Origin of the sequence: Corynebacterium sp. HMSC074C04, assembly GCF_001838295.1 — a bacterium.
Taxonomy (GTDB): Bacteria; Actinomycetota; Actinomycetes; order Mycobacteriales; family Mycobacteriaceae; genus Corynebacterium; species Corynebacterium amycolatum.
The window spans coordinates 341,629-366,526 of the sequence record NZ_KV836270.1 but is presented as its reverse complement, the minus strand read 5'-3'; the positions used below and the strand labels follow the sequence as shown (position 1 = coordinate 366,526).

At 59.3% G+C, this 24,898-nt stretch carries 17 protein-coding genes and 1 pseudogene; 8 read left to right on the top strand and 10 right to left on the bottom strand.

The features are described 5' to 3' along the window. A pseudogene (locus tag HMPREF3011_RS02855) lies at window positions 1-386 on the top strand (acid phosphatase); the annotation flags it as partial. Window positions 387-394: 8 nt separating this feature from the next. On the opposite strand, the gene HMPREF3011_RS02850 reads toward HMPREF3011_RS02855, so the two are convergent. The 3 genes from HMPREF3011_RS02850 to HMPREF3011_RS02840 form a co-directional block, all read right to left on the bottom strand. Further along, window positions 395-1,546 (bottom strand): MalY/PatB family protein, encoded by a 1,152-nt coding sequence (locus HMPREF3011_RS02850; RefSeq protein WP_038626070.1) that lies wholly within the window; start codon window positions 1,544-1,546, stop codon window positions 395-397. A gap of 97 nt (window positions 1,547-1,643) precedes the next feature. Beyond that, on the bottom strand, window positions 1,644-3,227 hold the full coding sequence (locus HMPREF3011_RS02845; protein ID WP_070841118.1) for a glycerol-3-phosphate dehydrogenase/oxidase: 1,584 nt from the start codon (window positions 3,225-3,227) through the stop codon (window positions 1,644-1,646). 683 nt (window positions 3,228-3,910) lie between these two features. Next, window positions 3,911-5,605 (bottom strand): FAD-binding oxidoreductase, encoded by a 1,695-nt coding sequence (locus HMPREF3011_RS02840; protein WP_049181307.1) that lies wholly within the window; start codon window positions 5,603-5,605, stop codon window positions 3,911-3,913. A gap of 225 nt (window positions 5,606-5,830) precedes the next feature. On the opposite strand from HMPREF3011_RS02840, the gene HMPREF3011_RS02835 reads away from it, so the two are divergent. Next, a complete protein-coding gene (locus HMPREF3011_RS02835) occupies window positions 5,831-6,790 on the top strand; it encodes a diacylglycerol kinase (protein ID WP_038626066.1) in 960 nt (319 codons plus the stop codon). 56 nt (window positions 6,791-6,846) lie between these two features. Here HMPREF3011_RS02835 and HMPREF3011_RS02830 read toward each other — a convergent pair whose 3' ends face one another. From HMPREF3011_RS02830 to HMPREF3011_RS02805, 6 genes are all read right to left on the bottom strand, one after another. After that, entirely contained in the window at window positions 6,847-8,763 is a 1,917-nt protein-coding gene (locus HMPREF3011_RS02830; protein WP_070841117.1) for an ABC transporter ATP-binding protein, read from the bottom strand. Between the two features lie 60 nt (window positions 8,764-8,823). After that, window positions 8,824-10,176: a maltokinase N-terminal cap-like domain-containing protein gene (locus tag HMPREF3011_RS02825; protein ID WP_070841116.1), complete on the bottom strand. Its 1,353-nt coding sequence runs from the start codon at window positions 10,174-10,176 to the stop codon at window positions 8,824-8,826. A gap of 32 nt (window positions 10,177-10,208) precedes the next feature. Beyond that, on the bottom strand, window positions 10,209-12,020 hold the full coding sequence (treS, locus tag HMPREF3011_RS02820; RefSeq protein ID WP_038626060.1) for a maltose alpha-D-glucosyltransferase: 1,812 nt from the start codon (window positions 12,018-12,020) through the stop codon (window positions 10,209-10,211). Between the two features lie 107 nt (window positions 12,021-12,127). Further along, window positions 12,128-13,507, bottom strand: coding sequence for a PH domain-containing protein (locus HMPREF3011_RS02815; RefSeq protein ID WP_083327057.1), 1,380 nt, complete (start codon window positions 13,505-13,507; stop codon window positions 12,128-12,130). Next, entirely contained in the window at window positions 13,508-13,996 is a 489-nt protein-coding gene (locus tag HMPREF3011_RS02810; RefSeq protein ID WP_038626055.1) for a PH domain-containing protein, read from the bottom strand. It abuts the gene before it with no gap. A gap of 224 nt (window positions 13,997-14,220) precedes the next feature. Continuing rightward, window positions 14,221-15,495, bottom strand: coding sequence for a carboxylesterase family protein (locus tag HMPREF3011_RS02805; RefSeq protein WP_038626053.1), 1,275 nt, complete (start codon window positions 15,493-15,495; stop codon window positions 14,221-14,223). A 100-nt stretch (window positions 15,496-15,595) separates the two neighbouring features. Here HMPREF3011_RS02805 and HMPREF3011_RS02800 point away from each other — a divergent pair, with 100 nt between their 5' ends. Both HMPREF3011_RS02800 and HMPREF3011_RS02795 read left to right on the top strand, forming a co-directional pair. Next, a complete protein-coding gene (locus HMPREF3011_RS02800) occupies window positions 15,596-17,650 on the top strand; it encodes a M3 family metallopeptidase (protein ID WP_070841175.1) in 2,055 nt (684 codons plus the stop codon). 75 nt (window positions 17,651-17,725) lie between these two features. Further along, entirely contained in the window at window positions 17,726-17,941 is a 216-nt protein-coding gene (locus HMPREF3011_RS02795) for a hypothetical protein (RefSeq protein ID WP_038626051.1), read from the top strand. 358 nt (window positions 17,942-18,299) lie between these two features. Here the strand turns inward: HMPREF3011_RS02795 and malQ are convergent, their stop codons facing one another. Then, a complete protein-coding gene (gene malQ, locus HMPREF3011_RS02790; RefSeq protein WP_038626049.1) occupies window positions 18,300-20,519 on the bottom strand; it encodes a 4-alpha-glucanotransferase in 2,220 nt (739 codons plus the stop codon). 154 nt (window positions 20,520-20,673) lie between these two features. On the opposite strand from malQ, the gene HMPREF3011_RS02785 reads away from it, so the two are divergent. From HMPREF3011_RS02785 to HMPREF3011_RS02770, 4 genes are all read left to right on the top strand, one after another. Further along, entirely contained in the window at window positions 20,674-22,506 is a 1,833-nt protein-coding gene (locus HMPREF3011_RS02785; RefSeq protein ID WP_038626047.1) for an AMP-dependent synthetase/ligase, read from the top strand. 224 nt (window positions 22,507-22,730) lie between these two features. Continuing rightward, window positions 22,731-23,417, top strand: a complete 687-nt coding sequence (locus HMPREF3011_RS02780) for a hypothetical protein (protein WP_016423121.1) — start codon at window positions 22,731-22,733, stop codon at window positions 23,415-23,417. Next, window positions 23,414-24,577, top strand: coding sequence for a radical SAM family heme chaperone HemW (gene hemW / locus HMPREF3011_RS02775; RefSeq protein ID WP_038626044.1), 1,164 nt, complete (start codon window positions 23,414-23,416; stop codon window positions 24,575-24,577). Before HMPREF3011_RS02780 ends, hemW begins: the two co-directional genes overlap by 4 nt. 9 nt (window positions 24,578-24,586) lie before the next feature. Continuing rightward, window positions 24,587-24,898 (top strand): DeoR family transcriptional regulator (locus HMPREF3011_RS02770; RefSeq protein ID WP_141764746.1); only part of this gene is annotated, 312 nt, incomplete at its 3' end.

Sequence of the window (24,898 nt, the reverse complement as noted above, 5' to 3'; positions counted from 1 at the left end):
AAGAAGCAATGGATGAGCTGCGTACGGAGCTCGAGTACCGCTGTGGCGACACCATCGCCAACTGCGTTGCCAAGGACACCCCGTACATGAGCACCGCAGCTGCCGTTCAGCAGTACACCGAGCGCATGACCTACGACTTCAAGCAGGTTGGCCCGGCTAATGAGCCAGTTGTTGTTCCGAAGCGTTACGCAGGGTTGCTGGAGACTCGCTTCCCGCAGTTGACTGAGGAACAGCGCAACTCCATCCTTGCTCAGACTGCAATCCCATCCGGTTACCCGCTCGACCGCACCGACGGTGAGGGGCAGCACGTTCGCATGAACCTGGCTCGCGCTCTGGCCGCCAACGTTGTTGTCAACGCCGATGGCAGCGTCACTGTCACCAACTAAAACGTCAACTACAAGCGCAGGGCCGCGTCGAGACGGTCCAGGGCCTCACTGAGGATTTCCGGGGAGGTCGCAAAGTTAAGCCGCACATGCCCAGCCCCGCCTTCGCCGAATGCGAAGCCGGGGTTTAGTGCTATTTTGGCGTTTTCAACCAACCACGCAGCTGGGTCATCACTGTCAACACCAGGCACGTCACCCAAGTCCAACCACGCCAAGAATGATGCCTGCGGCGGGGTAAAGCGAGCCTGCGGCGCAATAGTGGACAAACGTGTTCGCAGAGTCTCACGGTTGGTGCGCAGGACATTGATAAAGTTGTCCAACCAGGGCACACCATCGCGGTAGGCGGCGGTGGCAGCGGCGACACCAAGAATAGAGGCGCCTTCGCGCACAATGAAGGGCAGCTCAAGCCAGGTTTTGGCATCTTCGTCGTTAAAGATAATCTGCGCACACTTGAGGCCAGCGGTATTCCAGCCCTTCGAGGTAGCAGTCACTGTGATAGTCACGGCCGCCGCGGTATCCGACACCGACGCGGTTGGAGTGTGAGTGCCATTTAGAACTACTGGGCCGTGAATCTCGTCTGAGATAACTCGTGCACCAAAGCGAGCGGCTAAATCGGTAATCTCACGCAGTTTTTCGGGGGAGTAGGTAAAGCCGAGAGGGTTATTCGGGTTACACAAGATTAGGCAACCGGCACCGTCGGCGAAGGCGCGTTCGAGGGCGCTGAGATCTGGGCCGTCGGCAAGCGTGGGAATGCACACTGTCTCGCGTCCCAGCGCGGGACCTACCTGGAAGAACGGCATATAGGCAGGAGTGGGGACGACAATTGCAGAATCGGGGCGGGTGAAGCGTTCAACCGCGAGCGTGACACCGCGGACGACGTCGGCGACTGCAAAGATATTGTCGGGGTTCGGGCGCCATCCGTAGCGTGCTGCGGAAAAGTCCGCGGTTGCGGTCGTAAGCGCGGTGATGTCTTGCGAGAGGTATCCGAACTGTTCGCGCTGACACGCCTCGTCGATTGCGGCGCTGACCGCAGGGCAGGTTGTGGCATCGGATTCGGCGACCCACAGTGGCAGCACGTCCGGGGAATATGCGGTCCATTTGACTGTCCCGCGGGAGCGGAGTTTATCGAGGGAGGGGAATGTGACAGCGTTATTTACACTCATAGTTTCCGTGTATACAGAAAAAACGGGAAGTCCGAAGACTCCCCGTTTTATCCAGTAGCTACGGCCACATCAGAAGCAGCCACAGCAATGACCAGCGCTAGGTCAGCCTCAGTGCCTCCTCAGCAGCTGGCAGGGCAGCTTCGCGATCAGCCTTGACCAGCCCCAGACGTGTGCGGCGATCGAGAATATCGTCGACACTGAGAGCTCCCTCGTGCGTCACATGCCAGGCGAACTCGGCGCGGGTGACATCGAGACCCTCCGCTACCGGGGCGAGCGGTCGGTCGAGCGGACAGGATTCGATGACCTCGAAGGATTCGGCACCGTAGCGATTAAACAGCGGCATCGGGATACGGCCTGCAGCGGCAGCGGTGCGAGCGCGGTCGAGCTCCTCCGGCTCGGAGCCCAGCACAGGGATCGTGCGGGTAGAGCACGGGGCAAGCCAAACACCGAGCTTCTCTTCGACCTTATCCACGGTTTGCTCAGCCATAAGACGGTACTCGGTGAGTTTGCCACCAGTAATGGAAATCAGGCCGTTCGGGGCCTCCAACAAGGCGTGTTCGCGAGAGAGGTCAGCGGTGTGTGCCTCGCCGGCGTCGATAAGTGGACGCAGGCCGGCGAAAGCGCCGATGACATCGCCGCGAGTGAGCGGAACCTCGAGTGCCTGGTTGATGACATCGAGCAGAAAAACGATGTCATCCTCCGGTACTTCCGGAATATCCGGGATCGAGCCCGGTGCATCCTCATCTGTCAGGCCGATGTAGACGCGGTTGTGCTCTGCGGGCAGGACAAAACAGAAACGGTTGGTGTGACCGGGCACCGGTACCGTGAGAGAGCCGGTAGGGTTGCCTAGCTTCGCGGCGTCGAGAACCAGGTGTGTGCCGCGAGATGGGCGAATCTTGATGTTCGTCGCCAGTTCGGCTGCCCACACACCAGTGGCATTGACCACAGCGTGAGCAGGCAGCTCGAAGGAATCGCCAGTGAGCTCGTCGATTAGTGTGGCGCTCGTGCCAGAGGCAGTCTCGCAGCGCACCCGGGTCAGAATAGTTGCACCGTAGCTAGCGGCAGTTCGAGCGATAGCGGTGACCAAGCGTGCGTCGTCACGCAGCTGACCGTCGTAGTTGACGTAGCCGAATCTCACCTCGCGCTTACGTACGGTCGGCGAAAGCTGGCTGACTCGGCGGGAACCGACAGTGCGGGACAGCGGCAGGGTAGTGGCGGAGGTACCAGCGATAATGCGCAAAAAGTCACCGGCCAAAAAGCCTAACCGTGGCAAAATTCGGGTCAGCGGTGCAAACTTATCCATCACCGGTACGACCTGCGGCAGGTTATGCACCAGGTGCGGAGCGGTGACGTCGAGCAGCGCACCACGTTCAATAGCTGAGCGGCGAGCGATACCGACATTGCCGCTGGCAAGGTAGCGCAGGCCGCCGTGGGCGAGCTTCGACGACCAACGAGAGGTACCGAAAGCTAGATCCTTCGATTCGACGAGAACGGTATTCAAACCCCTCGATGCTGCATCTAAAGCGATGCCGACACCAGTGATACCGGCGCCGATGACCAGCAGATCGGGGATCGCGCCCTTAGCGGTTTCTTCGCGCAGACGATTCAAGTCCGCTTGCCGACGAGCCTTGTTCAAAACCGCAGCCGAGCGATCGCGCTGAGGAGCGTGCGTGGCAGTCATAGTCTTTCTTCCTCGACTTTCCCGAAGACGGTAATAGTGATGAAACGATCTGGCGTACGTGATGAAGTTGTGGAGTGCGTAGTGAGCGTGAACTATTTCGGGCGTAACCCATTGCAAGGCAATTAGAAATAGACTAAGTTGTTCATTATCAACGACCGGCACGGATATTGATTCAAGAAATCTTTCTTAGTTGCGAATCATTTCCCGGGGATCACAAGGAAGGAGACACCTCGATGGCTATGCACCCAGCGTCCAACCGCTCTGAGTCCATGAACCGAGCTTTCGCCGCTATTGCACCATCGCTGCAGATGTGTTGCTGCTGTCTCCAGTCCGTGCCACCCCAGACAGGTCGTAACTAAAAAGACGCGCTTAGGCATGTAAAACGCCACACTGTTTGCGGTCGCACGGACGAAATCGCACCGATTGAGCCGACCCATCCCACCATCCGAGCATTCTCGCTTGGAATTCTAGGAAGAAGCGACAGCGACAATGACCGCAGCACTCGAATCTTTTACCCTTGACGATTACGTTTCACTGTTTATTTATGACGGCCCAACGTCGCCAGAAATCTACGCCAGTGAACTGGTCAGTCTAGCTCGCTAACCGAGGCTGGCGGCTAGACAGGCCGGGTTTGCCGTGTTCAGCAGCAAATAGCGGTTGGGCCGAAGCTGGCGGCGACAGGGTTAGATCATGTTGCCGTCGTAACGCTCTTCCAAGGAGCGCGGGCCGGTAGCCAACTTGCCCGGGTTGAGGATGCCAGCGGGGTCGAGTTCGTCCTTAATTGCGCGCATGACCTTGGCGAACAATTCGGTGTTCTCCTCGTAGTACTGCGGGCTGTGATCCTGGCCAATGCCGTGGTGGTGCGTGATGGTGCCGCCGAATTTCATTATGGCCTCTGATGCCGCGGACTTGATGTCCATCCACTGCTGGAGAATCTCGCCCTCGGTCTCGCGGAAGAAGTACGTGAAGTACAGCGAGCAGCCGGATTCGTACATGTGCGAGATGTGGCAGAAGACGTACACCGGGGTGCCGTGCTTCTCGCCAGCGGTTTCCATTGCGGAGGCGATTTCGCGGCGCAGTGTAGCGGCGTTATCCCAGGTGGTGGCGGTCTCCAGGGTGTCGACACCGACGCGGCGGGTCATCATGACATCGCGCAGGTACGGCGAGGAGAAGCGGTGGTTAACCCAAGCCATGCCCGGAATGGAGCCCATGCGGACGCACTTCTTGGTCAGCAGGCGACCGGCCAGGCGCTCACGGGTGACGCGGGCGCCGACCGGATCAGTCTGGGCGAAGCCAAAAATCACCATGCACGGGGTATCGATGCCACGCAGCTTCAGGTACTTTGTGACCTTCTCGGACATGCTGGCGGAGCCCAGCTGAGTGAGGCCAAACAGCGTTTCCTTCTCGTCGGAGATGCGCGCTAGGTGCGGGATATTTCCGCTCTGCTCCAACTTGCGCAGCTCTTCGGCGGCTTCCTCAAAGGAGTTGAAGAAGTAGGTGTCGAAGAGCATCTCCTTTTGCGGACGCTGATTTAGGGCAATCGTCACATGCGTGATGATGCCCAGGGTGCCCTCCGACCCCAGGAAAAGCTCACGCGGGTTTGGGCCGGATGCCGACGACGGCATGTCGCGGAACTCCATGGTGCCGGCTGGCGTGACGACGCGCATGCCAATCACATTGCGGTCGATGCGACCGTAACCAGAGGATTCCTGGCCTGCGGAGCGGCAGGAAACCCAACCGCCGACAGTGGAGTACTCGAAGGACTGCGGGAAGTGACCAGCGGTGAAGCCGGCCTTGGACAGCTCCTTTTCCAGGTCGGGGCCGAAAACGCCGGTCTGGGCGGTGACGGTGCCAGCGACCTTGTCAATGTCGATGATCTTGTTAAAGGCGGTCATGGACACTGCGATGGCCTTACCCATGCCTCCGTCAATAGCCTCCACGCCGCCGACGACCGAGGTGCCGCCGCCGAAGGGGACGACTGCAATCTTGCGCTCAGCGCAGACCTTGAACAGGTCCTCGATATGCTTTTCAGTTTTCGGTAGTACAACAGCATCTGGGGCGACATCGAGCTTGGCTGCGCGAAGGCGAACCAGGTCGGGGTAGGAGCGGCCGACCGCGTGCTTGACACGGGTGTCATGGTCGGTGGCGACGGCATCCGCGCCGATAATAGCCCCCAGGGCCTCGACATCCTCGTTGCTGAGGCGACTATCGGAGATGGTGACATCGGCGATATTGCGCGGCGGGTTGTTTGCGTCCAATGACATGCCGATTTCGCGCTGCAGGAGCTTCTCGCTGGCCGCGGTGATTGGCTTGTCGTTGCCGTCAACACCCCAGCCCCACCAGCGCATGCGGTACGGAATCGTGAGCTTGTTAGACATCCTGAGCTTCTCCTTGGGCATCGGTGCTGAGAGCCTGAACTGCGGAATTATGTGTAACTTGTGCAGAAGCACATCTTTACATCTTTGTATTATAGCGGTATTGCGTTACGTTTTCTCGAAAAATGTCAATCATTCTTGGTAGGCTTTAGTTAGGTGCGGTAGCAAAACCGCATAAAGGCCAGTTTCGGCCGGTCAAAAGCCCACGTAAAAGTAGGTAATTCTTCGATGAACGCTAACGACAAAGATCTCAGTTACCCGCTGGGAACAACTAAGATTCGTACCCTCGCTCTGGTCACTAACCCCCACGCCGGTCATGGCGCCTCGCAGATTGCCTCAGCTCGGGCAAGTCGAGTGTTCGCGGATCGCGGTATCGACGTCATCGCTCTACAAGGTGCTAACCCCGACGATGCCCGCAAGCTCATTCGTGAGGTCATCGCCGACGGCCGAATCGATGCCTTGGCAGTTTGCGGTGGCGACGGCATGATTAACCTCGCGCTGCAGGAACAGGCACAGACCGGCATCCCCCTCGGTATTATCCCCGCTGGCACCGGAAACGACCACGGCCGTGAATACAATCTGCCGCGTGGCAATGCTCGCGATGCTGCTCATGTTATCGCCGACGGTTTCTGGACAACCACTGACCTCGGCCGCATTACGAGCGCAACAGGGGACCGGCGCTGGTTCGGCACTATCATGTGTGCCGGCTTCGACTCCATTGTCTCCGACCGCGTCAATCAGATGACCTGGCCACACGGCCGCAACCGCTACAACCTGGCCATCGTCCGCGAATTCTTGGCTTTCCACTCCCTGCCATTTCGCATCACGCTTGACGACCATCGGGTTCTCGAAGATCCCATCACGCTGGCCGCTTTCGGCAACACCCGTTCTTACGGCGGTGGTATGAAGATTTGCCCGTCTGCAGACCACTCCGATGGCCTGATGGACATCACCGTCATTGGCAAGGCCGGACGGATCAAGGCCGCCCTTGCTTTCAAGTCCGTATTTGACGGCACCGTTGAAAAAATCGGTGAGGTCAGTACCTATCGCGCTAAGAAGGCTTACGTGGAATATATTGGCCCGCCACGCCAGATGAATGCCTACGCTGACGGTGACCTCATGTTCCCGATGCCAGTTACGGTGGAAGTCGTTCCAGGCGCTGGCCGCTACATCGTTCCCCGTCCGTAAAAGAGCGCAAGGGGGTTCTCGTCGTCAAGCTTTTCCGCATGCTTGACGACGTCGCGTTACCCCTTGATTCCGTAGCTCTTCAGGCGCAGACGATCCGCCGCAGAAGCCGAGGCCGTCAGGCGCAGCAGCTCGGCGTAGATGCCGTCAGTCTGTGCCAATTCGGCGGGGGCGCCCACCTCGTCGGCGTGACCGTCACGCAGCGTAACGATGGTGTCCACATCGGAAATCGTGGACAGGCGGTGGGCGATGATAACCGTGGTGCGCCCCTCCATCAGCTTGTCCAAGCCACGCTGAACTTCGCGTTCTGCCTTGGTGTCCAGCGCTGAAGTGGCCTCGTCCAGGATGAGCAGGGGAGCATCCTTCAAAATTGCGCGCGCAATAGCGATGCGCTGCTTCTGGCCACCCGAGAGCTTCAACCCTCGCTCACCAATAGTGGTGTCGTAGCCGTCGGCGAAGCTGCGAATGAAGTCGTCGGCATTGGCCTTTTTGGCCGCAGCGATGACTTCCTCATCGGTAGCGTTGGGTTTGCCGTAGGCGATGTTCTCCCGAATCGTGCCGGAGAACAGCGAGGAGTCCTGGAACACGACGGCAGAGTCGGCGCGCAGAGTGGAACCGGAAACCTCGGAGACATCCGACCTCAGAACGCGCAAGTGGCCTGCGGTCGGGGCATAAAAGCCGAGCAGCAGGTTGACGATGGTGGACTTGCCGCCACCCGATTCGCCGACCAAGGCGATTTTTTGACCTGAGTACGCCTGGAAGCTGACGTTGGAGAGCACCGGCTTGTCCTCTTCGTAGGCGAAGTCCACTGCATCGAAGTCGACGACGGGAGCGTCTATAGCCTCCTGCTCGGCTGCGCGTTCCAGGGAGGAGCGGTAGGCACTGTCGCTGGCGACGTTGGCTGAGGTGGAACCTTCAGCGGTGGGATCGACGTTGCCGTTATTCGCGGTCGCTGCACTGAGCAGCTCCGGCTGCGTGCGGGCCTCTGGGGTGAGTTCCATAACCTTGAAGTAGTCTCGGGAACCGGCGACTGCGCGCTGGGCAGCGTCGACCAAGAAGCTCATCATGGTCACCGGTTGGCGCGCCATATTAATCAGCTGAATGAGCATGACCATGGTGCCGATGGAGAACTCACCCGACAAGGTGCGAAGGAAAAGCAGCAGGTAGATACCTGCGAAGATGACGTTCAAAATGCCGCCGCGCAGGGCATCCATGCGGTGCCACCACGTTGACTGCTCGTGGGTCAGGGAGATGGTGCGGCGGAAACGGGAACCAAAGAAAGCAATCTCGCGCAGCTCCGCGGTGAAGGATCGAACAACCTTGACCTGGCCGATGACCTCGGCAAAACGGCCACCGGCGATATCGATTTGTTCGTTTTTCTTGGCTTCAACCTTTTGCCAGCGTCTCGACGTCAATGCGGTGAGCAGGGTGTAGACCGGGAAAACGATAATCAGCAGCACCGCCAGCGGCCAGTAGTACCAAGCAGTGATGGCCAGCACTGCACCGACGGTCAACAACATCGGGAAGAAGTTGTTGGAAAACGCCTGGAGAAATTGCGTGATATTGGTAATCGAGCGTTCCAAGCGGGCGATAATTGTGCCCGTGACCTGGCTGTCGAAATAGCGCTGCGGCAGAGACAGCAGTTTTGCATAGTAACGGGTCGACAGAATCTCGCGCATGCGCGCGGTCATCACATCACCCAGGTAACCACCGATGTTATGCACGATGGTTTGCGTCAGATCGGCAATCAGCAGTCCGATGACCAGCCAAATCACGGTGCGAGTGGTGTTGGACATCGCCGCTTGGCTCAAGCCTTCATCGCTGGACACCGCGCCGACGATGGCATCGGTGGCATCGCGGATGAGGAAAGGGCTAATCAACGACGCGGCGGCGGTGGCCAGCGAACAGATGATGACCCCGATATAGAAAGGCCAGAGCACTCGCGTAGTGGATAGAATTCTGCTGAGCAGACGCACGAAAGACCTCTATCTTGCGGGATGATGACTCCCCGCTATGAAATTACTGCGACAAAAGCCCTATCCTAACAGCGAGCGCACAGCACCAAGCGGCAGTGGCAGCCAGTTGGGGCGGTTCTGGGCTTCGTACAGGCACTCATAGATGGCCTTATCCAGCACAAACGCTTCCAACAGCACCGGGTCGCTGCTGTCGCCATAGCCTTCCAGGAAGGCATCGATATTGCGGCGAGCCCACTGCTCAACACGCTCGGTCGCTGCCTCGGTGTCCTCACGTCCTGTCAGCAGCGGATAGTGAGCGGCATAATCGAAGGATCGAATCATGCCGGCGATATCGCGCAGGCGGTGGTCCGGCAGACGGCGCTCCTCCCACGGGCGCGACGGCTCGCCTTCGAAGTCAATCAAGCGCCATGAGCTTGGAGTGCGCAATACCTGCCCCAAGTGCAGATCACCGTGGATTCGCTGGACGACGGCACCACCTTCCGGTACCGCAGCCTCTGCGCGATTGAAGATAGCCTGCGCTTTATCCTTGACCTCCGCAATTTGTGGCACCACACCAGCGACGAAGTCCAGGCGAGCACGCAGGGGAGCCACCAACTCCGCACCGGTCAGGCGTTCCTTTACCGCGACAGCGGCGGCGAGGCTGCTGTGCACCGAGGCCACTGCTTCGCCGAGCGCACGGGCTTCGGAGGTAAAGTCGGTGCCCAAATCTTCCAGCGGGGTCTGACTGTCGCGGATGGCGTCGCGGACTGCGCCAAGAGCCAGCTCCCAGCCATCGACCGAGTTCGGTGCGAATTCCTGCAGCATGGCGGTGGTGTAGGTGTCCTCGCCAATAGTGGTCTCTACCCAGGAGTAGAGCTCAGGGACGAACTTGCAATCCGCCTGGGCCAGTGCGGCCAGCAGCTCCACATCGGCATTAGTGCCGGGGTAGAGGCGACGGAAGAACTTGCACATCACGCGGTCGTCGAAAATGACCGAGGTATTCGACTGTTCGACTCCCATAGGGCGGCCGGATTCCGGTCGGGGCTGCTCAGAGCCCGGCACACGCCGCAGTTCCATGCGGCCGAGCTTGCCTTCGTCGGAAAGCTTCTGGCCGAGTGCCGTGATGGCATCCGAATCGATCAGAGCGTCGTAGCCGACGATGCCCTCGGCGCGAACCAGTAGGGACTGCTCGTGGCCCTCGGGGACGTCCTGCGCCCAAGCGATGGGCAGCTGATAGGTCGGTGCGGAATGGGCGGTGTGCACTCTCACCAATGCGATATCGACATCGGGACTGTTGGGATTGTCGCGCAGTACGGGGTCAAGCGCGAGGATCTCGACGTGGTCGATGTCTGAGACCTTGTCAGCGAAAAAGCGGATCCTGACCAGTGTGTCTGCCAGCTCTTCGGCAATGAAATCGGCGGTGGGAATAGTCATTTCAGTTCATTCGCCTTTCGGGACTTAAAAGATCACTCTCTATTATCGGCGTTTGTGACGGCATCGGCATTGGCATCGGTGGCGGTGCCAGAGTGCTCGCGTGATGACGTCACCGGCGCGTCCGATATCGCCTGTGCAACCGGGATTGTCAGCGCGGACATTGAGACGCTCGATTCGGCGTTTGTCTCCGGCGGAAGCTGGATTTCGAACCAGTAGAAACCGTGGCCAGGAAGCGTGATTTGGTAGGAATCGGAGCCAATTGTGGGGAAGGGTACCGAACCCGTGAGCTCTACCGGTGTGGCACCGGCGAACTCGGACAGATCTAGTGAGACGGCCGCGGGATAGGAGGACAGGTTGTTGACGCACAGCAGTACTTCGTCGCCGAATGTGCGCAAATAAGTCAGAACAGAGGCCGTGTCGCTGTTTAACTCGCGGAAATCACCGAGTCCAAAAGCCTCATAGCGTTTGCGGACCTGAATTAGTCGACGCACCCAATTCAACAGGGAGTTGGAGTAGCTCGCCTGGTTTTCGACATTGACCGCCTGGTAGCCGTAGGTCGCATCCTGAATAGTGGGCAGGTAGAGCCGACCCGGGTCAGCCTTGGAGAACCCGGCATTGCGGTCGGGCGACCACTGCATGGGGGTGCGCACGCCATCGCGGTCGCCGAGCCATATGTTGTCGCCCATACCAATTTCGTCCCCGTAGTAGAGCACCGGCGAACCCGGTAGGGACAACAACAGGGCGTTGAAAAGCTCGAGTTGGGTGCGGTCATTTTGCAGCAATGGCGCTAGCCGACGGCGAATGCCGATGTTGGCCTTCATCCGTGGATCGTGCGCATACTCGGCGTACATGTAGTCGCGCTCGGCATCGGTGACCATTTCCAACGTCAGCTCATCGTGGTTGCGCAGGAAAATACCCCACTGAGCCGAAGAGGGAATCTCTGGCGTGGACTCCAGGATCTCCGAGATGGGAAAGCGGGACTGCTTGCGCACCGCCATGAAAATGCGTGGCATGAGCGGGAAGTGGAAAGCCATGTGGCATTCGTCGCCACCGACCTCCGGGTCGCCGAAGTATTCCACCACATCGGAGGGCCACTGGTTGGCCTCCGCCAGCAGGACGCGACCCGGGTATTCCTCATCCATGACCTTGCGGCAGCGCTTCAGAAAAGCGTGGGTCTCGGGCAGATTCTCGCAGTTAGTACCTTCGCGCTCGAAGAGATAAGGAACAGCGTCGAGGCGGAAGCCGTCAATGCCGAGATCCGACCAGAAGCGCAGCACATCGAGCATTGCTTCCTGCACCGCCGGATTGTCGTAATTCAGATCTGGCTGGTGGGAGAAGAACCGGTGCCAGTAGTACTGGCCACGCACCGGGTCGTAGGTCCAGTTGGAATCCTCGGTATCCACGAAAATAATGCGTGCGCCCGAGTAGGTGTCCGGGTCATCGGTCCAGACATAAAAGTCGCCGTAGGGGCCGTCTGGGTCGGTGCGTGACTGCTGGAACCACTCATGGCTATCGGAAGTGTGGTTCATCACCAGGTCAGTAATAACGCGGATACCGCGCGCATGGGCCTCGTCGAGAAGCACCTTGAAATCCTCGACCGTGCCAAACTCGTCGAGAACGGCGCGGAAGTCGCGGATATCGTAACCGCCGTCGCGCAGCGGGGAGTCGTAGAAAGGCGGCAACCAGAGGCAGTCAACGCCCAGCCACTGCAGATAATCGAGCTTTTCCGTCAGCCCTTTGAGGTCGCCGGAGCCGTTGTTGTCGGAGTCAAAGAAGGCTCGGACGAGCACCTCATAGAACACCGCGCTGCGGTACCACTCGTAATCTTTCTTGGCGATAGTCATGCATCCCAGCGTAATGACTATGCCGCTAGCCTGCAGAGGGAGTTTTCCTGCGAGATCCCACAAAACCGCGCGAGTCGGCTGTCCTAGGAGACCTCATGAAACACCTTTTAAACAGCCTTGTGTTCCTGAATCAGCGCGGCGAGTTGATACGCATCAGCCAGCGCCAACTCCGTTGCCACCGGTGTGACAGTTCCTGGCACCATGTCGATTCGCACGTTCGCCACGCCCGCTGCTTTCTTCAGCGGAGAAATGGTTAGCGTATGCCCCTGAATACGCTGCCAGGGGACTATGAACCGCGTGTGCCAGAACCGACCCTTGGTCACCAACAGCCCCCGCCGCGTGGCCTGCACCTTTTGAAATTTCCAGTCAATTGGGCTGAGCCACCATGCCGTGCGTGGAGTCTGCCAGGAGCACAACAGGTCATCGCCAGAGGCCGGTCCCGCAATCTCAGTCATCAAATCATCGACAATCGTATCGGTCTCCGCCGCCGGCGCCACGGGCACCAGTGCGTTGTTCGACTGTGTGCTGTCCAGGCCATAGCCCGCCATCGAGACATCCGCACGGGACCATTTCCACGGGCGCCACCAGAGCGGTTGCGCCACTTTAAAGCCATGAATGCGATCAATGGGAATGGTTTGAGCGCGTGTCGACAACAGTCCGGCGGTAATTGCCAGACGTCTGCTTTCCGACGACACCTTCAGCGTGAAATCCCACGACTGATTTAGTACTCCGAAAAGGCCGAGCGCGAAACTGCCAATCACAATCAGAGTAGTGATGGTTACTCCGCTGAGGATTTCCACGATGAAGTCGGTGAACAGCGCAGAGACAACGGCGAGGAGGACAAAGGCTATGCCTACGAAAAGACCGGGGCCAATGGCCACGGATGCGACCAACCGTCCGACATCGACAGGGCCAAAGATGGTCTTCGTGTCGGACATGCGGGAGGACATGTGGGCGTTGGAGGCTTGAGCAGCGGCGGGGCTGTCGCCGTCGTAAAGCGAATGCGCCAGTTCGGTGTCCAGCTTTTCTACCTCACCCAACACGTCGGCGCGGAACCGTTCGCACTGCGGGGGAGTGAGGTATTTGATTGCGAAGTGTGAATCGGAGCCGCCAGCTGTTTCAATGACAATTTCCGCGAGCCCGAAAATGCGCGCCAACAATGGTTGGTTGATATCGACCGCCTGCACGCGGTCGAGCCTTGCCGCGCGTCGAGAACGCAGTAGCCATCCGGAGCCGTAGCGAACCTCATCGTCGGTAAGTTCGTAGAACGTATACCTCCAGGACAACCACGAGAACAGAGCAATCAGGCCGATAATTATGGCGACCGCACCGGTACCGATAAGCAGGCCGAGCCATGCCCAGTCGTAGAGCTGAGTCACGACAGCAACGGCCAATTGCCACTGATTCGCAACTGCGAATGCAATCACCGCAGCGATTGTGGCGAAGCTTTTGAGCAGCGGGGATAGTGGATGAACTCTATGCTTCATTTAGAGACCCGCCATCCGGTCATGAGCACGCTGAGATAGACGGGTGCGCAGGGCGAGAGCTTCTTCGCGTGGCAAACCGTGGACGGCAGCATCCGAGCTCGCCGATGCTGTGTTGAGCTTCAGTGTTGCCAGCCCGAATAGTCGAAGGAGGGGTCCTTCATCGATGTCGATGAACTGAATCCGTCCGTAGGGAATGACAGTGATCGAGCGCCACCAGCGTCCGGAAGCAACGATGAAGTCGTTGTCCCCTTCGAGGTACCGGTGGGCACGAACTCGGCGGCCGATGAGCCAGTAGATATATGCGAAGTAGAGCACGCAGGCGAGGACACCTAACCACATCCACGGAGACCACATCACAGCGGCGACGACAGCTGCGATCGTGATAACTAGCAGGGGAGCGGCGTGCGCGATTCGCTTCACATTAGCCAGCGCGGGGTCGACCGGCTGCAGCGCAGAATTCTCGGGGATTAATAGATTAAGCGGCTCCATAGTTGACAGTTAAACACAGAGGGAAAGCTTGCCTCTCGCCTGGTGTATCGGTAAGAACGGTGGTTATGGATCGCAGGAAACTCATAGCAGTACTCATCACGCTGATTACCATTTTGGTCTGCGTAGAGATTTATCAGTACATGCAGACTTTGCCGAGCTAAATAGCAGCGCTAATCGGTGCGGCCAATGGCAAGCCTCAGCCGCCTCATGCGCCTAATCCCGTTTTATGCGCCAAAGAGCTGGCGCGGAGCCGCCCACGCATCGATGGCGATGCCCTCAACTGCCTGTGCGTCAGCGCCAGCAAAGGTGGTTATCTTGCGGTCGTCGTTGTAGCGGGGCATGTGCGAAGTGCCCTCGCGGATGAATTCGACCGCCACTTGGTGGAATGGATGGTTAGGCTCTTTCATACCGAAGAAGCGTGCAATATCGATGCAGTGCGGAGCACCACTGGTGCGGCCAGCAGGTGCGTAGCCCAACCCTTCTCCCGGTTCGAACTGTGCCGCCCACACATCCAGCTCAGCGGCCACGGACCGTTCGGCGACTTTAACAGCGTAAGAACGAATCGCGGAGTCAGAAATGACATTTCCCATCGGACGCTCGGCATAGGCGCCGGTCGGAAATTCGCCGTGGCCGCGATGCCCCTTGGCATAGCGCCGAGCCATCCACTCCCGCATGGGCAACTTGTCCATCGCCACAACCGGAGGTTCTGAGAAGAACTCTTCGCTGGTGGCGGTCACCATCGTGGGCAGTGTGGGAGCAAAGCTGTCAAAGCGAGGCCCAATTGCCGGATCCGAAGGCGAGGATGCCGAAACCAATTTCTGGGCCCGAGCGACCCTGCGTTCGTCGGCTCGCGAAAAGACCTCGGTGGACGGCGCACGTCCCACACCGATGCCCGCCAACGTGCGGCGGAGGCGCGAACCGGACAGCAGCGAGAAGGCCGGCGACATGGCGATGGTGCGCTGAATCTGACCGCGCGTGCGTTCGTCGGCCGCGAGGGTGAGCGCCAGCGCCGCACCCGCCGATTGCCCCGAGATAGTGATGTTGTCGATATCGCCGCCGAAGGCAGGCGCGTTCCGACGGGCCCACTGCAGCCCCAGATACAGATCATCAATGGCCCGGTAGGTCTCTGTTTGACTGTCGCGCCAGAATCCCTCCAGTCCCTTGCGGTATCCGAGCGAAACGGTGATGATGCCGGCCTGTGCAAAAGCCGTCGCGTCCGTCCAGGGCTCGGAGGGGTGCCCAAACTCGTAGCTACCACCGTGAATCCACAGCAATACGGGGTAGGAAGCGTCCGCGGGCCCAGTCGGTGCGGTGACGGTGAGAACTAACTCGCGCTCGGGCTCACAGCGCCGAGTGCCTGACTGTGGGCCGTCGGCCACTGGTGCCGACGCGGCAAACGGAGCAGCATCTGCGTAATCGATATTGAAAACTTGTATTGTGCCATCGTGAATCCGGCCAGTCAGTTGCCCGCAGGGAGCGGAAATAGTCGTCTCTGTCATGGCGGAAAACGCCTCCTCGTCACTGTTGGTCCTGCCAGAAGGGCGGGGAGCCTGTGGTAGTCGCGCTCGCGTTTTCGAGCACGCTACAGTTGAATTCACTATGACTAATGATGCACGAAATCCACTGTTGACACCGTCGGAATTGTTCTGCGAATTGCCAGATTTTGCGGCAATCGATGACAGCCACGTCCGCGAGGCGTTTAGCGAAGCAATGCGTAGCCATACACGCGAGATTGACGCCATCGCCACGTCGTCGGAGGCACCGACCTTTGTTAACACCATCGAGGCAATGGAGAAGGCGGGCCAAGATCTGGACCGCGTCGCTGCTTATTTCTTCAACGTTGCCGGCACGGACGCCACCGATGTCCGCATGGAAATTGAAGCCGAGATTGCCCCGCAGCTCACAGCACACCTGGATCAGATTCGCATGCGCAGTGACCTGTGGCAGCGCATCAATGCCATTGACAGCGTTGACGATGCCGCCAACCCGGAAGAAGCGAAGCTGCTGCTGAAGAAGGTCCGCGAGGACTTCCAGCGCGCCGGTGCGGACCTCAGCGACGAGGACAAAACCGAGCTTAGCCGCATCAATTCCCGCCTCTCTGAGCTTTCCACCGCCTTCGGCGAAAACCTGCTGAAGGACACCGTTGCGCGCGCCGTGGAAATCTACGACCGCGAAGAACTCGCCGGGCTTTCCGACGATGCCATTGCGTCCTTCGCCGCCTACGCGAAAAAGGCAGACACCGATGCGCCGTGGCTGATTCCACTGGACCTACCATCAACTCCTGCACAGCTGGCTGACCTCGATAATCCGGCTACTCGCGCCAAGCTCTACGAAGCCTCGCTGGGGCGCTCGGGTGCTGCCTCCGGCAAGTTCGACAACTCCGACATTGTGCTGGAAATGGCGCGCTTGCGTGCCCGCCGTGCCAAGCTGCTCGGCTACGACACGCATGCGGATTACGTCATTGCCAAGGAGACGGCAACCACCGCAGAGGCTGCTCGGAAGCTCATTGCAGACCTGGCGCCAGCTGCCATTGCCAATGCTGAAGGTGAGTACAAGCGGGTCGCTGATCTGGCTGGCGATGAGACGGTAACTGGCGCTGACTGGCCGTACTGGGAGCGCCGTCGTAAAGCGGAAGAATTCGCAGTCGACACGGATGAACTCAAGAACTACTTCGAGCTGCACCGTGTCATCGAAGACGGCGTGTTCTACGCTGCCCGCAAGCTCTACGGCATCGAGGTAGTCAAGCGCGAGGAACTGCAGGGATACGCGCCGGGCACGACCGTGTGGGAGGTACGCCAGGGCGGAGGCGAGACCATCGGCCTGATTATCACAGACTACTTCTCGCGTCCGACCAAGCGCGGTGGTGCGTGGATGAGCTCGTTTAGGGATCAGTCCCGTCTGTTGGGGCGCCTGCCAGTCGTGGTCAACGTGATGAACATCGCCGAAACCGAGCCGGGAACCCCGGTGCTGCTGACACTCGACGAGGTCACCACTGCTTTCCACGAGTTCGGGCATGCCCTCCACGGTCTGCTTTCCGACGTCACGTACCCGACCTTCTCGGGCACTAACGTCCCGCGCGACTTCGTGGAATTCCCCTCTCAGATCAACGAGAACTGGGCGCTTGAGCCGTCCATTCTGGCCAATTACGCCGTCCACGTTCGTACCGGTGAGCCGATTCCGGCCGAGCTAGTCGAGTCGGTGAAGAAGGCCCGCACCGCTGGTGAGGGATTCGCCACGGTTGAATACCTCGCGGCGTGCGCCATCGATCTCGCCTGGCACAGCCTCACTGAGGAGGAGGCAGCTCATGTCACTGATGTTGACGCTTTCGAAGCGGAAGCACTCGCCGAACTCGGCCTCGACGTTCCCCACCTGGCTCCGCGTTACCGCTCCCGCTACTTCAACCACATCTTCGCCGGCGGTTACTCGGCAGGCTATTACTCCTACCTGTGGGCGGAGGTTCTCGACGCGGACGGTTTCGGTTGGTTCACCGACAACGGCGGCTCCACAATCGGCGGCGGCAGCCACTTCCGCGAGGAGATTCTCTCCCGTGGTGGTGCCATCGATTTTATGGCCGCCTACCGTGCCTTCCGAGGTCGCGACAAGGACATCCAGCCGCTCCTCGAACGCCGCGGGCTGTCGGGCACTGATGCCTAGCTTCACGCTTTACGACGAGCGCCGCGACGGCCGCCCACTAGTTATTCCGGTCACCGGCAGGGTAGGTTGACACTCATGGCTGAAGCATTCGACAGGGTAGGGCAGTGGCTTATTCAATTGCCACTGCTTGCGCAGGTCAGCGTGCTATGCGCAGTTCTGCTGGTAGTCGGAGGGTTTGTTGCTTTCGTTCTCGTTGGTGCAATCGATGTCGTCAGCGGTCGTCTGTGGCAGTGGTCGGTGCGCCGGCGGGAGCGTTCGCAGGAGTGTCGAGGAGCGGGCAGCGACAGCTAGCCGATGCGGTAGTGGCCCGCGGATAGCTCACTGGGAGGCCCGAAGAATTGAGCTGGGACAAGCCCCCTTTAAGTATTGGGTCGCTATCGCTGCCCTAAGGTATGTCTTAAAGTATTAGGAAATTTGCCCAACAGGCTAGAGTTGGGTAGTTCGCAAATATTTCGCAGTAGGGAGCTGAGTTAGCATGCATCGGTCGAGGCACTCGAAGGTCCTACTTGCCCTAATCGTTTTGCTTCTTCTTATCCTCATCGCTGGTGCAGTCACCGATTTCCAGTTTTAGCCTCGGTTTTAGTGCCGGGCACATAACCTGAAAGATCGGTGAACAGCAAAAATGAGGGATTAGTCGCTCACGAACCAATTAACGCTTGAATCCGGGGAAGCGAGGCAGGTCCTCGACAAGCACGGCCTTGCCCTCGGCATCAGTTAGCGGAATACACCAGTTCGGGTACTGGTCGTGGGACGTGCCCGGCTGGTTCTGAGTGCGGCGGTCGCCAACCATGTCCACCAGCGCCTCGCACTTCAGCGCGGATGGCGTCTGGTCGAGGAAGCGGTGCAAACCCGTGACCAGCGCGTCAATTGGTGGCAGATTATCGCGGGTGAGGGACTGAACATCCATGTCTGCCGCAGCCGTGTCACCGAAACATCCGGCTTCCTTGGCCGCGCCCAAAACCTTTCGAATCCACTCGAAGTCCCGGCGGTCTTCCTCCGCGACGTCGGAAAGCAATAGCCCCAGGCGTTCCCGCAGTTTGATGTGTTCGCCTGCGAGATAGCCTGCTGTCGGCGGCAAATCGTGCGTGGTGACGGAGGACAAGCACAGGCTGCGGTAAGCGCTCGGTGGTTTCGGCTGGTCGCCTTCGGATTCAAACCACACGATTGAGGTGCCCATGATGCCCCGCGAAGCTAGGTAGTCCTGCACCCACGGCTCGAAAGTGCCCAGGTCTTCGCCTACCACGACGGCCCCAGCAAGCTCGGCCTCAAGTGCGAGAATGCCGACCATGGCCTCGTGGTCGAAGTACAGGTAGGTGCCATTGACGGGGGACTCCATCCGCGGCATGACCCAGAGGCGGAACATACCCAGCACGTGGTCAACACGAATGCCACCTGCGTGGCGAAGGATTGTGCGCAGCATGTCGCGCCACGGGCGATAGCCGGCCTCGGCTAGCTTGTGCGGGTTCCACGGCGGCTGCGACCAGTCTTGGCCGCGCTGGTTAAATCCGTCTGGCGGTGCGCCAACAGAGATAGCAGGAGCGAGCCAAGCCGCAAGGTTCTTGGCATCCGCACCGCCGGGGTGCACGCCGACGGCAAGGTCGGCCATGATGCCGATGCGCATACCCGCATCCAGGGCTGCCTCTTGTGCCTGACCGAGCTGCTGATCGAGAATCCACTGCACCCAGAGGTGGAACTGGAGGATTTCCTCCCGCAGAGATTCGACACTGGCGTGGTTGCCCAACGGTGGAACCAACTCGATATCGTTCTCGGCTACGGCACCAGAATCGGAAGTGGCAGCGCGGGCAGCATCGCGGGCAGCAGCGCGATCCGCGAGCTCGCGCTCGGTGCACCACGACGCGTAGTCGTATATGCCACGGCCCTCGGCCTCCAGCCAACGGTCAAATTCCGCCTGGCGTGCGCTGGACAGGGGAATCTTGTGAATTGCCCGCAATACCTTGAGCTTTGCAGCGTAGATGGGGTTGCGGTCAATCTCATCAGGGCTGTGATTGAGCTGGTGGAAAGAGTTCGCTAGCGCACGGGCTTCATCGGCCTCGTCCTTGTCCAGGTACCCGAACTCGTCGATAAGCTCTGGCCGTGCGTACAGCGGATTGACATAGCGGCGCGTGGTGGGCAGGTACGGTGAGTCTTCTACCGGAGGCAGCGGTTCTGCGGCGTGCAACGGATTGATGAGGACGAAATCAGAGCCCGCGTGCTGAGCGCTGACCTGTGCCAAGTCGCCGAGGGTAGCGAAATCGCCGATACCCCAGCTGCGGCTGGAGCGTACCGAGTACAGCTGTGCCATGACGCCATGCGCAGGATTCTGCACGTACTTGTCGGCAGTAGCGAGACGGTTGGGGGTTACGGCCACATCGCACTCAGCGACGTTGTCGTCGTTGACTGCACGCAAGCGGTGCCAACCAAGTGGCAGATCCTCTGGAATTGCGAAGGCGGCTTCTCCCATCAACACATCGCCGACCTGGCGTGGTGGAACCAAGTGGTGCACCTGTGCGCAGGGCCATTCTGCGCCATCCTCCAGTTTCACAGTCACGCTGACATTGCTGCCGTGTGGTACGTGAACCAGAACTCGGTGGAAGATGCCCTGGCGGGTAACTACCACGGGTGGGAGAAGGCGAGACCACTGCGTGTCCGCCCACTCACGACGGGCGTCGTTGATTTCGGCATCACTCGGATTTGGGCCCAAATCGATGTCGAGAGCAGCGAGAGTTTTTAGCACTGTCTCACGAGAGACGTGCACAAGTTGGCCCTCGGTGGAGTAGTAGGAAACCCCAACTCCGACATCTTTAGCGAGGTCGGCGAGCGGAGAGGAAAGGGGAGGATTGGAAGCTGCCTGTGTCACTCTTTCCATCATGCCAGTTTAGAAAAACTTTGCCAGTAGTAAGACAAATCACTTCGTTATCGAAATATTTAGTGAAATCACAACGGCGCAGGGTTTGATGTTCTAAGTTGATTCCTAACGAAACCAACGACGGACAGAACTACCGAAAGTAGGGGTTTGTAACTCGATGCGTGAATATACTACCGAGGCGAAATACGTCATCGGCGAGGACGAAACGATTATTACCTCGCTGCAGGAGCTGGTGCAGAAGCGCCCGAAGCTGGTGCTTTTCACCCGCCCCAAGAACTTTGAGTGGGTAAATGTCACCGCTCAGGAGTTTTATGACGAGGCAAAGGGGGTCGCTAAGGGGCTAATCGCCAATGGTGTTCAGCCGGGCGACCGCGTAGCGCTGCTCAGTGAGACTCGCTACGAGTGGAACCTGATCAATACCGCTATCTGGATGGCGGGCGCCGCTGTTGTCCCGATTTACGGCTCTTCTTCGTCTGGCCAGATTCGTTGGATTATTGAAAACTCCGGTGCTGTTTTCGCATTTACTGAGTCGCGTGAGCATACCGACCGCATGAAGCCGCTGCTGGTCGAAAAAGGCGCCGAGAACCCGGAGGGCGAGTCTCAGCTGCGTCGTGTGCTGGAGATTAACGCTTCCGCTACTGACACCATTAGCTACGAAGGCCGTGACATTGACGGCGACGAGGTCGAGCGTCGCATCAAGGACACCAAGGCCGACGACCTGGCAACCGTGATTTACACCTCCGGTACCACTGGCCGTCCGAAGGGCTGCGTGCTCCTGCACAGCAACTGGCTGGCGGAGGCCCGCGCCATCCTCACCAACGAGATTGGCCTGATTGCCCGTCCGGGTAACCGCATTCTGACCTTCCTGCCGTTGGCGCACGTGTTGGCTCACGCAGTGTCCCTGGCTTCGATTATCGCTGGTGCTACCCAGTCTCACTGGGCTGATACCAAGACCGTCACCCTGGAGTTCCAGCGTTCTCGTCCGCACCTGATTCTCGGTGTGCCGCGCGTGTTCGAGAAGGTTCGTGACTCCGCCTACGCCTCCGCTAAGGAGAAGGGCGCATTCGGTCTGGCCATGTTCGAGCGTGCTGAGGCCACCGCCATCGAGTACTCCAAGGCGCTGGATACTCCGGCAGGTCCGTCGCGTGTCTTGAAGCTGCGTCGCCAGCTCTACGATCGCCTGCTGTTCTCGAAGATTCGCGCAGCTATGGGTGACGCCGTTCAGTACACCATCTCCGGTGGTTCGGCTCTGTCCTCTGACCTCGGGCACTTCTTCCGCGGTCTCGGTGTACCTGTCTACGAAGGCTACGGTCTGACCGAGTCCACGGCTGCCATCACCGTGAACAACCCGGGCGAGCAAATCATTGGCACCGTTGGTCGTCCAGTTGGTGGCTGTTCCGCCGCTATCGCTGATGATGGCGAAGTTCTGCTGCGCGGTCCGGTTGTGTTTGACCGCTACTGGAAGAACGAGGAGGCAACCAAGGATGCCTTCATCGACGGCGAATGGTTTAAGACTGGCGACCTCGGTGAGCTGACCGAAGAAGGTCACCTGAAGATCACCGGCCGCAAGAAGGACCTCATTGTCACCGCCGGTGGTAAGAATGTCGCGCCGGGCCCGATGGAAGACCGCATGCGTGCGCACCCGCTGGTGTCCCAGGCAGTCGTCATCGGCGATGGTCGTCCGTTCGTCTCCGTGTTGGTCACCCTCGATGAGGAGGCACTGGAGAAGTGGAAGATTGAGCACTCCGTCCCCGAGCACACCTCGATCCGTGAACTCGCTGCCTCCAGCGCAGTTTTGCGCGCCGAGATTCAGGATGCCGTCAACTCCGCTAATGAGCTGGTTTCTCACGCAGAGGCTATTAAGAAGTTCCACATCCTGGACAAGGACTTCACCGAGGAAAGCGGCGAGCTGACCCCGACGATGAAGGTCAAGCGCAACATTGTCATGGACAACTACTCGCGCGACATTGAGGCTCTCTACCAGCGTTAATTCACTGTCAAGCCGCTGTCGATAGAAAACGGCAGCGTGTTGTTACCGCGCTAGCGCCCCTCACCCCATTAAGGTGAGGGGCGCTAGAAATTTTTAAGGAGTTTTCAGTTTTCGAACGCCGAAGTTCGCCGATATTTTCCGGCATTCGCCGAAATTCGTCGAAGTTCGAAAGACGAAACGAAAATGATGTCACCGAGGCCGAAGATGTCGTGGGAGGGCGGGCAATGATTAACCACTTCGATGCTCGGCTACGCCTGCGCGAAGTGACCCAAGAGCTCTACGACATTGGTGACGAAGTTGCCGAACACATCGAGCACCTCGCTCAGGCGGTTGCTGATGTAGATCGTGAGCTGGTGGACGAATGTGTCCTTGAGCTCGCTGACATCGTTGACGAGGCCGTTGAGGACTGCCGCCCTCTGATTGGTGAACTTGATGGGCTACGCCAAGCGTTTACCTCCGGCATTCGCTCGGGGCGCATCGGTACTCTTTCCTCTGCTTCGACACCGCGACGACACCCGCATCCGGCACCGAAGTCACCGGATGTGCAGTCGCTGTCACTCATCCCGGCGCCATTGAAGCATCCGGTTGCAGTCCCTACGGTCACGCAGGCAATGATTGCTCGCTCCGATGCCGTGGCCTCCTACCTGGAGGAACTCGCCGACTGGGTTTCCGCCGAAAACATCCGAGGCGTGGAAAAGCTCGGTAGTGTGGTGCTTCCGCAGCTTTACGCGCAGTCTGGTCGCCGTGCGCTGTCTGCTGCCGCTGCCTGGTGCGTTGCTGTTCCCGAGACTCATCCGGCAGTTGCAAATGCGCTGCGCGGCCGCAGGCCTCCGGAGTTCCTGATGGAACGCGCCCGCATTGATGAAATTGTTCGCCGCGTCAAGCAACGTCGAGCCAAGGAGCATGCGTGAGCGAAGCCTCCGCACACACCGATTCCTTCGGTGTCTACTTACACGTCCCATTCTGCGCCACCCGTTGTGGCTACTGTGATTTCAACACGTACACGCCAGGTCAGCTGGGCAGTGGCGAGACGCAGGGAGACTACCTCGATGCCATCGTGGCTGAGCTCGAGATGGCCGTCGTAAAGCACCCTGAACTCGCGCGTGGCGCCGACACCGTATTCGTCGGCGGTGGTACGCCGTCGATGTTGGGAGCGAGCGGTCTTCGTCGTCTGCTCGACGGTGTGCGCAACAGTTTTGGGCTTGCCGACGACGCCGAGGTCACCACTGAGTCGAATCCCGAGTCGACCTCTCCGGAGTTCTTCGAAGGCCTGGCCGAGGCAGGGTTTACCCGTGTGAGCTTGGGCATGCAGTCGGCTGTGCCGCATGTGCTGGCCACTTTGGATCGTACGCACACGCCGGGGCGTCCTGCGGCAGCGGTGGCGGAGGCCCGCGCGGCCGGTTTTGAACACATCAACCTCGACGTTATCTATGGCACGCCAGGGGAGTCGATGGCTGACCTCGATACGACGTTGGAGGCAGTCCTGGCCACGGAGGTTGATCATGTTTCGGCGTACTCGCTGATTGTCGAGCCAGGTACCGCGATGGCGCGTAAGGTTCGTCGCGGTGAGCTGCCGATGCCTGACGACGATGATCTCGCCGACCGCTACGAGCGCATCGATGCTGCACTGAGTCAAGTCGGTTTCTCCTGGTATGAGGTGTCCAACTGGGCGAAGCCGGGTGGCCAGTGTCGCCACAACATGCTCTACTGGCGCGATGGAAATTGGTGGGGTGCGGGGCCTGGTGCACATTCGCACCTGGATGGCACGAGGTTTTACAACGTCAAGCATCCGGCTCGCTACGCGGCGACCATTTCCGGCGGCGAGTTGCCAATCAAGGATTCAGAAGGGCTAACGGCCGAGGATCGACACACCGAGAAGATTATGCTGGGCCTCCGCCTGGCGGAGGGCATTGATGCCAATCTGCTCGGTGAGGATGAATTGGACAAGGCACGTCGGCAAGCGGAAGCGGGCATGGTGGAGTTTGTTTCCGTCGATGGTGGTCAGCGGATTCAGCTCACCAATCGCGGCCGTTTGCTGGCCGACGCAATAATCGTTGACATCCTTAGTTAAACTATCCGCATGTCATCTCAGACGGATAAGCGCAGGCAGGAAGTTCTTCGGGCAATTGTCTCGGATTACGTAGCTTCCCAGGAGCCGGTCGGCTCGAAGGCTCTGGTGGAGCGCCACAATCTGGGTGTGTCCTCGGCGACCATTAGAAATGACATGGCTGTGCTGGAGGCCGAGGGCTATATCCAGCAGGAACATGCATCGTCCGGGCGTATCCCGACTGAGAAGGGCTACCGCCTATTTGTGGACAACCTTTCGCAGATTAAGCCGCTGTCCCGGGCTGAGCGCCGAGCTATCCTCGAGTTCCTCGAAGGCGGCGTCGAT